Source organism: Pseudomonas sp. IT-P260 (genome assembly GCF_949768395.1).
Taxonomy (GTDB): Bacteria; Pseudomonadota; Gammaproteobacteria; order Pseudomonadales; family Pseudomonadaceae; genus Aquipseudomonas; species Aquipseudomonas parakoreensis.
Map to the genome: position 1 here is coordinate 329,351 of NZ_CATKPO010000042.1, position 12,315 is coordinate 341,665.

The following is a 12,315-nucleotide window of genomic DNA, read 5'->3' on the forward strand; positions in this document are numbered from 1 at the left end:
CTCGCGGGGCTGAAGCGAGCGCTGCGCGGACAGATCAGACGGATTCAGACGAGCCATCCTGGCTCGCTTCAAATAACGCCATGGCCTCGACATGCGCCGTCTGAGGAAACATATCGAGAATCCCGGCACGTTTTAACCGGTAGCCCTGCTTGATCAATTCGACCGTATCGCGCGCCAGAGTTGCAGGGTTGCACGACACATAAACCAACCGCTCGGCACCCAGGGTCGCGAGCTTGCGCACCACCTCGAAAGCACCGTCACGCGGTGGGTCCAAGAGTACCGCAGAAAAGCCGTTTCCGATCCATTCGACATCGGTCAAAGGCTGGGATAAATCGGCTTGAAAAAACTTTGTGTTATGCAAATTGTTGCTAGCGGCATTCGCAGCGGCGCGGTCGACCATGGTCTGCACGCCCTCCACCGCCACCACTTCGCGCACGCTTTTGGCCAATGGCAAGGCGAAGTTGCCCAGGCCGCAGAACAGATCGAGCACGCGCTCGTCACCGGTCGGCTTCAGCCAGTCCAGTGCCTGCGCCACCATCGCCTCGTTGACCCCGGCGTTGACCTGGATGAAATCCCCCGGCCGCCAGGCCAGATCCAGATCCCACTGTTCCAGGCGATAACCCAGCGACTGCGTGGCATCCACCGGTTGCGGCTCGCCGTCGCCATGCAGCCACAGTTGCGCGTCATGGAACTGGCAGAAATCCTTGAGGATCGTCAGGTCGGCTTCGGACAGCGGCGCCATGTGCCGCAGCAATACCGCCAGCGAAGAACCACTGAACAACTCGACGTGCCCCAGCGCTTGCGGTTTGCTCAAACGACGGAGCATCTCCGGCAAACGGGTCATGATCGGTTGCAAGGGCTGTACCAGCACCGGGCATTCGTTGATACCGACGATGTCCTGACTGCCGGCGGCGCGAAAACCGACTTCGAGCTGCTTGGCTTTCATGTCCCAACGCACGGCGATCCGCGCGCGGCGGCGATAGCCGAATTCCGCTCCGGTCAGCGGCGCCGCCCATTCCTCAGGCGCGACCCCGGCAACCTTCGACAGCTGCTCGGCGAGCATGCGCTGTTTCAGGGCAAGCTGTTCGGCATGGGGCAAGTGTTGCACGCTGCAGCCACCGCAACGGCCGGCGTGCTGACAGGCAGCCGGGCGACGCAGTTCGCTGGCCTTGAACACGCGCTCGGTGCGCGCTTCGACCACTTTGCCGCGGGCGCCAAGCACCCGCGCCTCGACCTCTTCACCGGCGAGGGCGCCGAGGACGAACCAGGTTTTGCCTTCGAAAAACGCGATGCCGCGACCGTCATTGGCCAGGCGCTCGATGTTCAAGCGCTGCTTTTTGCCGGTCGGGATTTGCGCGGCCTTGCTGCCGCCGGTGGGCTGGAAGCGCAGGCCTCTCTCATGCTTGGCCATCAGTTGGCCGCGTCGAAAATGCCGGTCGACAGGTAACGGTCGCCACGGTCGCAGATGATCGCGACGATCACCGCGTTTTCAACTTCTTTGGACAGGCGCAGCATGGCTGCCACCGCACCGCCCGAGGACACGCCGCAGAAGATGCCTTCTTCGCGAGCCAGACGTCGGGTGACGTCCTCGGCTTCGCTTTGCGCCATGTCGACGATGCGGTCGACGCGGTCAGCCTGATAGATCTTCGGCAGGTATTCCTGCGGCCAGCGCCGGATGCCGGGAATGGCCGAGCCTTCCATCGGTTGCAGACCGATGATCTGCACACTGTCGCTCTGCTCTTTCAAGTAGCGCGACACGCCCATGATGGTGCCGGTGGTGCCCATAGAACTGACGAAATGGGTGATGGTGCCCTGGGTCTGACACCAGATTTCCGGGCCGGTGGTGGTGTAGTGCGCCTCAGGGTTGTCGCCGTTGGCGAACTGATCGAGCACCTTGCCACGGCCTTCGGCTTCCATCCGCTGGGCGAGATCGCGCGCGCCTTCCATGCCCTCTTCCTGGCTGACCAGAATCAGCTCGGCACCGTATGCGGTCATCGCCGCTTTACGCTCGGCGCTGGAGTTGTCCGGCATGATCAGGATCATTTTGTAACCCTTGATCGCGGCAGCCATGGCCAGCGCGATGCCGGTGTTGCCCGAGGTCGCTTCGATCAATGTATCGCCAGCGTGAATCTGCCCGCGCAACTCGGCGCGAGTGATCATCGACAACGCCGGACGGTCCTTGACCGAACCCGCCGGGTTATTCCCTTCAAGCTTGAGCAAAAGGGTGTTGCTGGTAGCACCGGGCAGGCGCTGCAAACGCACCAGCGGCGTGTTGCCGACGCAATCGGCGATGGTTGGGTACTGCAGGGTCATGGCGTATTCGCAATCCAGACGTGCGGGGGCGCCTATCATACCGGCAAACGTTCGCAGGCCATATCACGCAAAGTGCGGTGCTTATGGTTTCTGGGAATAAGCAGTAAAAGTCTCACCAGTGGTGAGACAAATGATCGGGCAGTTCTGAAGTTTCCAGAGTGATGCAAGTGGCCTTATCGCTGGCGAGCCAGCTCCCACAGGGCTTCAGGTGTTCACACGGTATTTGTCTGACAGAAGTTCACTGTGGGAGCTGGCTTGCCAGCGATGGCGTCGGAACTGAGTGCAGCGTCATCCGCCACCAGCCGCAAATTCAGGCGCAACCCCGCCCCGGCATTCTCCGCCCACAACATTCCGCCCTGGCGCTGCACCGCATTCCTCGCAATGCTCAACCCCAACCCAAACCCGCCATCCCCCGGGCGTGAGCCGTCGAGGCGGGTGAAGGGCGAGAAGATCCGTTGCAGATCGCCCTCGGCTACCCCGCCGCCCTGATCCTCCAGCCACAAATGCCAGTAATCGCCATCGCGCCGTCCATCGAGGCGCACGATGCCGCCCTCGGGCGAATGACGGATGGCATTGCGCAGAATATTTTCCAGCGCCTGCGCCAAAGTATTGAGGTTGCCGCGCACCCAGCACGACGCCGGCACCGCGCACTGCAATTGCAGGCTCGGCCAGCCGCTTTCATAACAGGCGTTGTCGGTGAGCATTTCCCACAGCGCCTGGATCTGGATCGCTTCGTCAGGCAGCGGCGCGCGTTCGGTGTCGAGCCAGGCCAGTTGCAAGGTGTCTTCGACCAGCCGTTGCATGCCGTCGACTTCACGGCCGATGCGCTCGCGCAGTTGCCGCAGATCCTGCTCGCTCTCACTGGCCACCCGCAGCCGGCTCAGCGGCGTACGCAGTTCATGGGACAGGTCGCGCAGCAGCTGCTGTTGCAGGGCGACGGTGGATTGCAGGCGTTCGGACATGGAATCGAAGGCCCGCGCCAGCTCGCCGAGTTCGTCCGGGCGCTGGGTGATGCCGCTCGACAGACGCACATGCAATTGGTCGGCACGCCAGGCGTTAGCCTGCTCACGCAAGTTATTCAACGGCACTACCAGCAAGCGATACAGGCCAATGCACAGCAATAAGGTGAACAGCCCCGGAATCACGCCGTTGGTGATCACCCGCCAGAACACCCGGTATTTCCCCGGCAGGAAACGCTCGGGCAACTCAATCACCAGACTGCCGGCGGACGGGTCCTTCGGAAACGGCACGCGCAGCCACGGCCGGCCCTTTTTGTGGATCGGCCAGTCGAGGCCGCGCAAAAAGGTCAGGTGCTGGATTTCCTGTTCATTCAGCGGCTCGCTGCTCAACGATTGCAGATTGCGGTCGATCACCCCGACCCAGGCCGCCTCGCGCAACTCCATACTCTGCAACCAGTTATCGACACCGTCGCGCTCACCGCGCTGCCACGCCCGCTCGGCCTCGCCGGCATAACGGCTGAGGGTGCCGCGCGCCTCGTCGGAGAGGAACTGGTTGCGCTCCTCCATGTAGCGCCCCCACGACCAGCTCAGCCAGATCATCAGCAGACAGAACGCCACCAGCAGACACGCCAGTTTCCAGAACAGCGAATGCCGCCCCGGCAAGTCAGAGACTTTCATCGGGCGCACTCAGCACATAACCCTTGCCCCACACCGTGCGCACTTCTCGTTCGGTGTAGCCGATGGCCTTGAGTTTGCGGCGGATCTGGCTGATGTGCATGTCGAGGCTGCGGTCGTGGGCCGCATAGCCGCGTTGCAGCACGTGCTGATACAGGAAGGCCTTGCTCAGGACTTCTTCGTCGTTGCGATTGAGGGTTTCCAGCAGACGGTATTCGCTGCGAGTCAGACCGGCGGCTTGTGCGTTATAGAAGACTTCGCATTGTTCGTCGTCGAAGCGCAGCGCGCCATGAATCGCCGCCGGTGCAATGGCTGCCGGGCGCCGATCCAGCGCCACCCGGCGCAGGATCGCCTCGATCCGCACATGCAGCTCGGCCATGCTGAACGGCTTGGGCAGGTAATCATCGGCGCCCAGACGAAAGCCGCTGATGCGATCGGCCTCGGCGCCCAGCGCCGACATCAGCAGCACTGGCGTCGAATGGCTCTGGCGCAACTGCGTCAGCACCTTCAGGCCATCGAGCCCCGGCAACAGAATGTCCATCAGCACCACGTCGAACGGCTGATGGCGAGCGATGTTCAGCCCTTCCTGCCCGTTCTGGCACCAGGTCACCGCAAAGCCACTCCGGCCCAGGTGTTCGTGAACATAGGCACCGAGCACCGGGTCGTCCTCGATGGCAAGAATGCGTGGCAGGTCGGTGGAAACAGGAGTCATGAGTATCTGCAAATAATTCTCAGTTGGCCGATTATTCAAGATTGCCCGCCATCGGGCAACCCAAGCTTGACCGGCCGGACAAACGCGCCTCGCCCTGACGGCCGAGGGCGAGATGATTTTTCCGAAGATTGCCTGCCTGCAAATCGCTACACTGCGCCAATGTCGCGTGCCGGACGCACGTGCGAGTCAACAGTTCAGCGGGATGCAGGAGATGGGTGTGCTCAAGAAACTGGGAATCAAAGGTCGGGTATTGTTGCTGACCCTGTTGCCCACCAGCCTGATGGCGTTGGTGCTCGGTGGCTATTTCACCTGGATGCAACAGTCCGATTTGCAGACCCAACTGATGCAGCGCGGTGAAATGATCGCCGAGCAACTGGCGCCACTGGTAGCGCCCGCCATGGGCCACGGCAACACCGATCTGCTGGAGCGCATCGCCACTCAATCGCTGGAACAGCCTGACGTGCGCGCCGTCACCTTCCTTGCCCCTGATCGCACACCGCTGGCGCACGCCGGTCCGACCATGCTCAATCAAGCCCCCAGTGGCGACAGTGCACAACTGCAACGGCGCAGCGGCAATGACGCCACACGTTATCTGATGCCGGTGTTCGGCAAGCATCGCAACCTCGCCGGCGACGTGATCCCGCAAGAATCCGAGCGCCTGCTCGGCTGGGTCGAACTGGAGCTGTCGCACAACGGCATGCTGCTGCGCGGTTATCGCAGTCTGTTTGCCAGCCTGCTGCTGATCGCCGCGGGCCTCGCCGGTGCGGCCCTGCTCGCCTTGCGCATGGGCCGCACCATCAACCGCCCGCTGAGCCAGATCAAACACGCGGTCGCCCAGCTCAAGGACGGTCATCTGGAAACCCGTCTGCCACCGCTCGGCAGCCAGGAGCTGGACGAGTTGGCCTCGGGCATCAACCGCATGGCCGGGACCCTGCAGAACGCGCGCGAAGAACTGCAGCACAGCGTCGATCAGGCCACCGAAGACGTGCGGCAGAACCTGGAAACCATCGAGATCCAGAACATCGAACTGGATCTGGCGCGCAAAGAAGCGCTGGAGGCGAGCCGGATCAAATCCGAGTTCCTCGCCAACATGAGCCACGAGATCCGCACGCCGCTCAACGGCATTCTCGGTTTCACGCATCTGTTGCAGAAAAGCGAACTGACCCCGCGCCAGCTCGACTATCTGGGCACCATCGAAAAGTCCGCCGACAGCCTGCTCGGGATCATCAACGAGATCCTCGACTTCTCGAAGATCGAGGCCGGCAAGCTGGTGCTCGACCATATCCCGTTCAACCTGCGCGACCTGTTGCAGGACACCCTGACGATTCTGGCGCCGGCGGCGCACGCCAAGCAGTTGGAGCTGGTGAGCCTGGTCTATCGCGACACGCCGCTGTCGCTGGTCGGTGACCCGCTGCGGCTGAAACAGATCCTCACCAACCTGGTCAGCAACGCGATCAAGTTCACCCGCGAAGGCACCATCGTCGCGCGCGCCATGCTTGAGGAAGAGCACGAAGACAGCGTGCAACTGCGCATCAGCATTCAGGACACCGGCATCGGCCTGTCGAGTCAGGATGTGCGAGCGTTGTTTCAGGCGTTCAGTCAGGCCGACAACTCGCTGTCGCGCCAGCCCGGCGGCACCGGTCTGGGTCTGGTGATTTCCAAGCGCCTGATCGAACAGATGGGCGGCGAAATCGGCGTCGACAGCACCCCGGGCGAAGGTTCGGAGTTCTGGATCAGCCTGAGCCTGCCGAAAACCCGCGACGACACCGAAGATTTGCCGGCCCCACCGCTACTCGGACGCCGCGTGGCGGTGCTGGAAAATCACGAACTGGCGCGCCAGGCCTTGCAGCATCAACTGGAAGATTGTGGCCTCGATGTCACGCCATTCAATACCCTGGAGAGCCTGACCAACGGCGTCACCGGCGCGCACCAGACCGATCAGGCCATCGACCTTGCGGTGCTCGGCATCACCAGCAACGACATGCTCCCGGAGCGCCTGAACCAGCACATCTGGGATCTCGAACACCTCGGTTGCAAAGTGCTGGTGTTGTGCCCGACCACCGAACAGACGCTGTTCCATCTCTCGGTGCCCAACCCGCACAGTCAGCTCCAGGCCAAACCGGCCTGCACGCGCAAATTGCGTCGGGCGCTGGCGGATCTGGCCAACCCGCGCCAGCCGCGCCATGAACCGGGCGAACCGCTGTCGAGCCGTGCTCCGAAAGTGCTGTGCGTCGACGACAACCCAGCCAACCTGTTGCTGGTGCAGACCCTGCTCGAAGACATGGGCGCCAAGGTGCTGGCCGTGGAAAGCGGCTACGCGGCGGTCAAGGCGGTGCAGAGCGAATCCTTCGATCTGGTGCTGATGGATGTGCAGATGCCGGGCATGGACGGACGCCAGACCACCGAAACCATCCGCCAGTGGGAAAGCGAACGGCATTGCACACCGCTGCCGATCGTCGCCCTCACCGCCCACGCCATGGCCAACGAAAAACGCGCCTTGCTGCAAAGCGGCATGGACGACTACCTGACCAAACCGATCAGCGAGCGGCAACTGGCGCAAGTGGTGCTGAAATGGACGGGGCTGGCCTTGCGCAATCAAGGCGCGGAGCGCGCCAGCGAGAGTGCGACGGGCAGCAACGAACTGCCCGTGATTGACCACGAAGAAGGCTTGCGCCTGGCCGCCGGCAAGGCCGATCTGGCGGCGGACATGCTGGCGATGCTGCTTGCCTCGCTGGAAGCCGACCGCGAAGCGATTCGCGCCGCCAGTGAAGCCCGCGATCAGAATGCACTGATCGAGCGTGTGCATCGCCTGCACGGCGCGACCCGGTATTGCGGCGTGCCGCAATTGCGCGCGGCCTGCCAGCGCAGTGAAACCCTGCTCAAACAGGGCGATCCGAAAGCACCGGCGGCGTTGGAGGAATTGGAGCGGGCGATCAATCGCCTCGCGACCCAGGCCAGAATCAGCGCCTGACCCATGGCAATACCGGCGTTCGCAACCGCCGTTAAAGTGGTGGTGGTCAATATTGACTCGCCACCCCGTTCCAGGAGGAATACATGCGCACGCTCGTTTTCAGCAGCCAGACCTACGACCGCGACAGTTTCCTCGCCGTCGATTGCCCGGGCGGGATAGAACTGCACTTTCAGCAGGCCCGGCTCAGTCTCGACACCGCCGCCCTGGCCGAGCACCACGAGGTGGTCTGCGCCTTCATCAATGACGATCTCAGTGCGCCAGTGCTGGAGCGTCTGGCGGCCGGGGGCACGCGCCTGATCGCCCTGCGTTCGGCGGGCTACAACCATGTCGATCTGCTCGCGGCGAAACGCCTCGGGTTGGCCGTGGTGCGGGTGCCGGCCTATTCGCCACATGCGGTGGCCGAACATGCGGTGGCGCTGATTCTGGCGCTCAACCGGCGCCTGCACCGCGCCTACAACCGCACCCGCGAAGGCGATTTCACCCTGCACGGCCTGACCGGTTTCGATCTGGTGGGCAAAACGGTCGGCATCGTTGGCACCGGGCAGATCGGCGCGACGTTCGCGAAAATAATGCATGGCTTCGGTTGTCAGTTGCTGGCCTACGATCCGTATCCAAATCCGGAGGTTGTGGCTTTGGGCGCGCGGTATCTGAGCCTGCCGGAGCTGCTCGCGCAGTCGCGGATCATCAGCCTGCATTGCCCGCTCAATGCGCAAAGCAAACACTTGATCAACCGGGAGTCACTGGCCCATCTGCAACCGGGGGCAATGCTGATCAACACGGGGCGCGGCGGCCTGGTGGACACACCGGCGTTGATCGATGCACTGAAGGACGGCCAATTGGGCTATCTGGGACTGGATGTGTATGAGGAAGAAGCGCAGCTGTTTTTCGAGGACCGCAGCGACCTGCCGTTGCAGGACGACGTGCTGGCGCGGTTACTGACGTTTCCGAACGTGATCGTCACCGCGCATCAGGCGTTCCTGACCCATGAAGCCTTGGATGCGATTGCCGCGACCACCCTGCACAACATCGCGACCTGGGCCGCAGGCACGCCGCAGAACCAGGTCGAAGGCTGAGGATTGGCGGCTTATTTGGGCGACAGCGACGAGGCCAGAATCAGCAGCGCCAGCCAGCCAAACCCGAAAAAGCGCTGTTTCATCGAGTGGCCGTTGCGCAGCAGGAACCAGACAAAGACCATCGGCAACAGAAACACCATGATCTTCAACCAGCCTTCCACCGGACGTGAACCATCAGCGTTGGCCTGAGGCTGCGGCGCGGGCTCGGGCTGCCGACGGCGCCGGCCGACAGCGGCCGGTGTCACTTTCGGCGTCGGCTCCGGAGCTGGTGGCGGAACAAAGGCTTCGGGCACGGATTTGTTGCGCGGCAGGCTGCCGAATGAAATCGTCGCGGCGGCTTGCGCCGGTGTGTGCTCGTGCTGCTGCGCCATCGGAGCACCACAATGAATGCACGCCTTGGCTTCCGAGCTGATGCTGCGCTTGCATTCATAACATTCGATCAACGCCATGTTCCGTTCCCTCAGATTGAAGGGCGGCAGTTTGCCATGAGCGCCAACCGATTTGAACCGGATCGAAGGTCGCACGCGTACGCCATCCTGCAATCCAGCCCGTGCTAGCATGTCGCGCAGATTTGGAGGACCCATGGTCGAACACGATTTCCGCTACACCCTGATGAACCCGCAACACACCCTCACCGAATGCCGCGCCCTCGTACCGGGCCGCTATCAGGTCACCGGCAATGGTGGCTCGATCCGCAACGGTGATGTCCTGTTGGTCACGCTCAAAGGCAGCAAGGACTTGTCCATGCGCCTGACTGTCGACACTGTGCGCCACCTGATCAATCCGCCAGGACAATGGACCGCGATGACCACCGGCCCGGTGTTCGGCGAACTGGCGATCCACACCTGGCAGGTCAACTGCGACAGCTGCGCCAAAGAGCTGAACTTCGAGTTCGCCGTGGACGCCAAGCTGGGCAAGAGCGCCGAGAAGCCGGCCGCCACCGCGCGCATCGCCGAGCTGGGCTGGAAAGCCGTCGGCGACAAGCACTTGTGCCCGAAATGCCAGGAGCCTGCGTGATGAAACGCCTTGCCCTGCCGCTGCTGGTCGGTGCCGGTCTGGTGGGCTGCGCCGCAGAGCCAGTGCAGTTGCAACAGAACCGCAGCTACATTCTGGAATGGATCGGCGAGCGGCCCTTGATGGATTACAGCCACCTGACCGTGACCCTCGGCGACGATGGTCGTGCTTACGGCAACGGCGGCTGCAACCACTGGTTCGCGCCGTACACCCTCAAAGGCGACAAGCTGAGCTTCGGCCCGATCGGCAAGACCCGCAAACTCTGCGCCCCGGCGCTGATGGAGCAGGAACAACGCTTCCTGCAGGCGCTGCAAGGCGTTGAGCGCTGGGACATCTCCCCGATCGAGCAGATGCGCTTCTGGCCGGCGCAAGGCAAGCCGTTGCGTTGGTGGCTGGAAGAGGGTTAACCCCCTTCGACGCACACTGAGGTTACTGTGGCGAGGGAGCTTGCTCCCGCTCGGCTGCGTAGCAGTCGCAAAACCGTTAACCGCGCGTTGCCGGAGACACGAGTCAACAGGATTTGGGGCCGCTTCGCGGCCCAGCGGGAGCAAGCTCCCTCGCCACAAAAGCCCATTCAGCTCACTTGGTAGCCTGCAACGCCTCCAGCTTCGCCATCACCCCCGCCGCCGTCTGCTCACCCATCAACTGCTCACGCACCTTGCCCTTGTTGTCGATGATGTAAGTCACCGGCAGGGCCTCACTGCGCGGCAGGTCGAACAGGTCGGCCGGATCCTGCGCCAGCACAGTGAATTTGATGCCGAGTTTCTCGCTGGCGCTCTTCAGGTCTTCACCCTGGACGTTGTCGAAGTTGACCCCGAACACACCGACATTCTTGCTCTTGAGTTCGTCCGCCAAATGGTTGAGTTCCGGGATTTCAGTGCGGCACGGGCCACACCATTCGGCCCAGTAATTGAGCACCACCCATTGCTTGTCCAGGCGCTCGGACGCCACTTTCTGGCCATTCTGGTCAATGCCGTAGTCGTTGCCGCAGCCCCCCAGCATCAACGCCCCGATTATCGTCAATGCCGCTGCCAATCGCCGTGTCATGTCATGTTCCCTGGTCAAAAATTGAAGGCGCCTGCGACCCGTTGCCTCTGAAGGTTCTGGATTGCGCGCTGCACAGTTAGAATAGCCGCCACTTTACGCCAGAAGCGACCTGCCATGACCGATCTGACGCTTTATCACAATCCGCGCTGCTCGAAATCCCGCGGCGCGCTGGAACTTCTTGAGGCCCGTGGCCTGACCCCGAACGTGGTGCGTTACCTCGAAACCCCACTGAATGCGGTACAAATCAAGGCACTGCTCGGCAAGCTCGGGATCAGCGCGCGTCAGTTGCTGCGCACCGGAGAAGATGAATACAAAATGCTTCAGCTGGCTGACGAAAGCCTCAGCGAAGCGCAATTGATCGACGCCATCGCCCAACATCCAAAACTGATGGAACGGCCAATTCTTGAAGTCGGCAACAAAGCCGTGATCGGTCGTCCGCCGGAAAATGTGCTGGAGTTGTTGCCGTGAGCGCGCCCTATATTCTGGTGCTGTATTACAGCCGCAACGGCGCGACCAATGAGATGGCGCGGCACATTGCGCGCGGTGTCGAACAGGCGGGTCTCGAAGCGCGCTTGCGTACGGTGCCGGCCATTTCCACCGAGTGCGAAGCCGTGTCGCCGGACATCCCGGATGAAGGCGCGTTGTATGCCACGCTCGATGACCTGAAGAATTGCGCGGGTCTGGCCCTCGGCAGCCCGACGCGCTTTGGCAACATGGCCGCACCGCTGAAGTACTTCCTCGATGGCACCAGCAACCTGTGGCTGACCGGTGCACTGGTCGGCAAACCGGCTGGCGTGTTCACCTCCACCGCCAGCCTGCACGGCGGCCAGGAAACCACCTTGTTGTCGATGATGCTGCCGCTGTTGCACCACGGCATGCTGATCACCGGCCTGCCGTACAGCGAGTCGGCGCTGCTGGAAACCCAGGGCGGCGGCACGCCGTATGGCGCCAGTCATCACGCCGGGGCCGATGGCAAAAAAGGTCTGGATCCGCACGAGATGGCGCTGTGTCGTGCCCTTGGCCTGCGTCTGGCCAAGACCGCGCAGAAACTGGAGGGCTGAGGGTGGCGAAGAAGCCGAAAGTCCTGCCCTCTGTCGAGTGGCTCGAACCCCGCGTCAAGGCGATGCGGGTCGTCAGCCTGCTGTGCTTCTTCGGCCTCGCCGGGCTGCTCGCCGTTTACTACATGGTGTTCGCCGACCTGCATGGCGCCCGACCGTGGGTGATTTTGCTGGTCGAACTGATCCCGTGGCTGATCCTTGCGCCGGGGATGCTGATGGGCAACGCACGTGCGCACTCGTGGATGTGCTTTGTGGTGAATCTGTATTTCATCAAGGGCGCATTGGCAGCGTATGACCCGAACCGGCAGCTGTTTGGCGTGCTGGAGATGGCCGCGAGCCTGGCACTGTTCTGCTCGGCGCTGCTGTATGTACGGTGGCGGTATCAGTTGAATCGCAAGCTGGCGGGTGAAGGCGAGATCAGCGTCGCCTGATCTCGCCTTCACGAGCAGGCTCGCTCCCACATTTGAAATGTATTCCCTCTGTGGGAGCGAGC

Annotated in this window: 13 protein-coding genes; 7 read left to right on the top strand and 6 right to left on the bottom strand. The window is 62.5% G+C overall.

Going from position 1 to position 12,315, the window contains the following annotated elements; translation table 11 throughout:
* Positions 1–34 precede the first annotated feature (34 nt).
* From rlmD to ACM6HV_RS24440, 4 genes are all read right to left on the bottom strand, one after another.
* A complete protein-coding gene (gene rlmD, locus ACM6HV_RS24425) occupies positions 35–1,411 on the bottom strand; it encodes a 23S rRNA (uracil(1939)-C(5))-methyltransferase RlmD (protein WP_145594350.1) in 1,377 nt (458 codons plus the stop codon).
* Complete coding sequence (gene cysM / locus ACM6HV_RS24430; protein WP_414905496.1) at positions 1,411–2,313, bottom strand: cysteine synthase CysM; 903 nt, start codon at positions 2,311–2,313, stop codon at positions 1,411–1,413. Before cysM ends, rlmD begins: the two co-directional genes overlap by 1 nt.
* Before the next feature lie 212 nt (positions 2,314–2,525).
* Positions 2,526–3,950 carry a histidine kinase sensor domain-containing protein gene (locus ACM6HV_RS24435; protein WP_414905488.1) on the bottom strand — a complete coding sequence of 475 codons (1,425 nt, stop codon included), beginning with the start codon at positions 3,948–3,950 and terminating at the stop codon, positions 2,526–2,528.
* On the bottom strand, positions 3,937–4,659 hold the full coding sequence (locus ACM6HV_RS24440) for a response regulator transcription factor (RefSeq protein WP_414905489.1): 723 nt from the start codon (positions 4,657–4,659) through the stop codon (positions 3,937–3,939). The genes ACM6HV_RS24435 and ACM6HV_RS24440 overlap by 14 nt, the downstream gene beginning before the upstream one ends.
* A gap of 217 nt (positions 4,660–4,876) precedes the next feature.
* Between ACM6HV_RS24440 and ACM6HV_RS24445 the strand changes: the two genes are divergently transcribed.
* Both ACM6HV_RS24445 and ACM6HV_RS24450 read left to right on the top strand, forming a co-directional pair.
* Positions 4,877–7,630: a response regulator gene (locus ACM6HV_RS24445; RefSeq protein ID WP_108184422.1), complete on the top strand. Its 2,754-nt coding sequence runs from the start codon at positions 4,877–4,879 to the stop codon at positions 7,628–7,630.
* A gap of 83 nt (positions 7,631–7,713) precedes the next feature.
* Positions 7,714–8,703, top strand: coding sequence for a 2-hydroxyacid dehydrogenase (locus tag ACM6HV_RS24450; RefSeq protein ID WP_414905490.1), 990 nt, complete (start codon positions 7,714–7,716; stop codon positions 8,701–8,703).
* 11 nt (positions 8,704–8,714) lie between these two features.
* Here the strand turns inward: ACM6HV_RS24450 and ACM6HV_RS24455 are convergent, their stop codons facing one another.
* The gene (locus tag ACM6HV_RS24455; protein ID WP_041067528.1) at positions 8,715–9,152 is read right to left on the bottom strand and encodes a hypothetical protein; all 438 of its coding nucleotides are present in this window, start codon (positions 9,150–9,152) and stop codon (positions 8,715–8,717) included.
* A 133-nt stretch (positions 9,153–9,285) separates the two neighbouring features.
* On the opposite strand from ACM6HV_RS24455, the gene ACM6HV_RS24460 reads away from it, so the two are divergent.
* Entirely contained in the window at positions 9,286–9,720 is a 435-nt protein-coding gene (locus ACM6HV_RS24460; protein ID WP_041067531.1) for a hypothetical protein, read from the top strand.
* Complete coding sequence (locus tag ACM6HV_RS24465; protein WP_414905491.1) at positions 9,720–10,124, top strand: META domain-containing protein; 405 nt, start codon at positions 9,720–9,722, stop codon at positions 10,122–10,124. The genes ACM6HV_RS24460 and ACM6HV_RS24465 overlap by 1 nt, the downstream gene beginning before the upstream one ends.
* A 172-nt stretch (positions 10,125–10,296) precedes the next feature.
* Here the strand turns inward: ACM6HV_RS24465 and ACM6HV_RS24470 are convergent, their stop codons facing one another.
* A complete protein-coding gene (locus tag ACM6HV_RS24470) occupies positions 10,297–10,764 on the bottom strand; it encodes a TlpA disulfide reductase family protein (protein ID WP_041067536.1) in 468 nt (155 codons plus the stop codon).
* A gap of 114 nt (positions 10,765–10,878) precedes the next feature.
* Here ACM6HV_RS24470 and arsC point away from each other — a divergent pair, with 114 nt between their 5' ends.
* Genes arsC through ACM6HV_RS24485 form a run of 3 tightly spaced genes read left to right on the top strand, consistent with a single transcriptional unit; the run spans position 10,879 to position 12,253 of the window.
* Positions 10,879–11,232, top strand: coding sequence for an arsenate reductase (glutaredoxin) (gene arsC, locus ACM6HV_RS24475; RefSeq protein WP_047295787.1), 354 nt, complete (start codon positions 10,879–10,881; stop codon positions 11,230–11,232).
* Positions 11,229–11,825 (top strand): NAD(P)H:quinone oxidoreductase, encoded by a 597-nt coding sequence (gene wrbA, locus ACM6HV_RS24480; protein WP_145594358.1) that lies wholly within the window; start codon positions 11,229–11,231, stop codon positions 11,823–11,825. Before arsC ends, wrbA begins: the two co-directional genes overlap by 4 nt.
* Before the next feature lie 2 nt (positions 11,826–11,827).
* Complete coding sequence (locus ACM6HV_RS24485; RefSeq protein ID WP_414905492.1) at positions 11,828–12,253, top strand: DUF2069 domain-containing protein; 426 nt, start codon at positions 11,828–11,830, stop codon at positions 12,251–12,253.
* The last annotated feature ends 62 nt before the right edge of the window (positions 12,254–12,315 follow it).

Coding starts and splice junctions, on each gene's coding strand:
- rlmD (WP_145594350.1), bottom strand. CDS start 1,411: ATGGCCAAGCATGAGAGAGGCCTGCGCTTCCAGCCCACCGGCGGCAGC.
- cysM (WP_414905496.1), bottom strand. CDS start 2,313: ATGACCCTGCAGTACCCAACCATCGCCGATTGCGTCGGCAACACGCCG.
- ACM6HV_RS24435 (WP_414905488.1), bottom strand. CDS start 3,950: ATGAAAGTCTCTGACTTGCCGGGGCGGCATTCGCTGTTCTGGAAACTG.
- ACM6HV_RS24440 (WP_414905489.1), bottom strand. CDS start 4,659: ATGACTCCTGTTTCCACCGACCTGCCACGCATTCTTGCCATCGAGGAC.
- ACM6HV_RS24450 (WP_414905490.1), top strand. CDS start 7,714: ATGCGCACGCTCGTTTTCAGCAGCCAGACCTACGACCGCGACAGTTTC.
- ACM6HV_RS24455 (WP_041067528.1), bottom strand. CDS start 9,152: ATGGCGTTGATCGAATGTTATGAATGCAAGCGCAGCATCAGCTCGGAA.
- ACM6HV_RS24460 (WP_041067531.1), top strand. CDS start 9,286: ATGGTCGAACACGATTTCCGCTACACCCTGATGAACCCGCAACACACC.
- ACM6HV_RS24465 (WP_414905491.1), top strand. CDS start 9,720: ATGAAACGCCTTGCCCTGCCGCTGCTGGTCGGTGCCGGTCTGGTGGGC.
- ACM6HV_RS24470 (WP_041067536.1), bottom strand. CDS start 10,764: ATGACACGGCGATTGGCAGCGGCATTGACGATAATCGGGGCGTTGATG.
- arsC (WP_047295787.1), top strand. CDS start 10,879: ATGACCGATCTGACGCTTTATCACAATCCGCGCTGCTCGAAATCCCGC.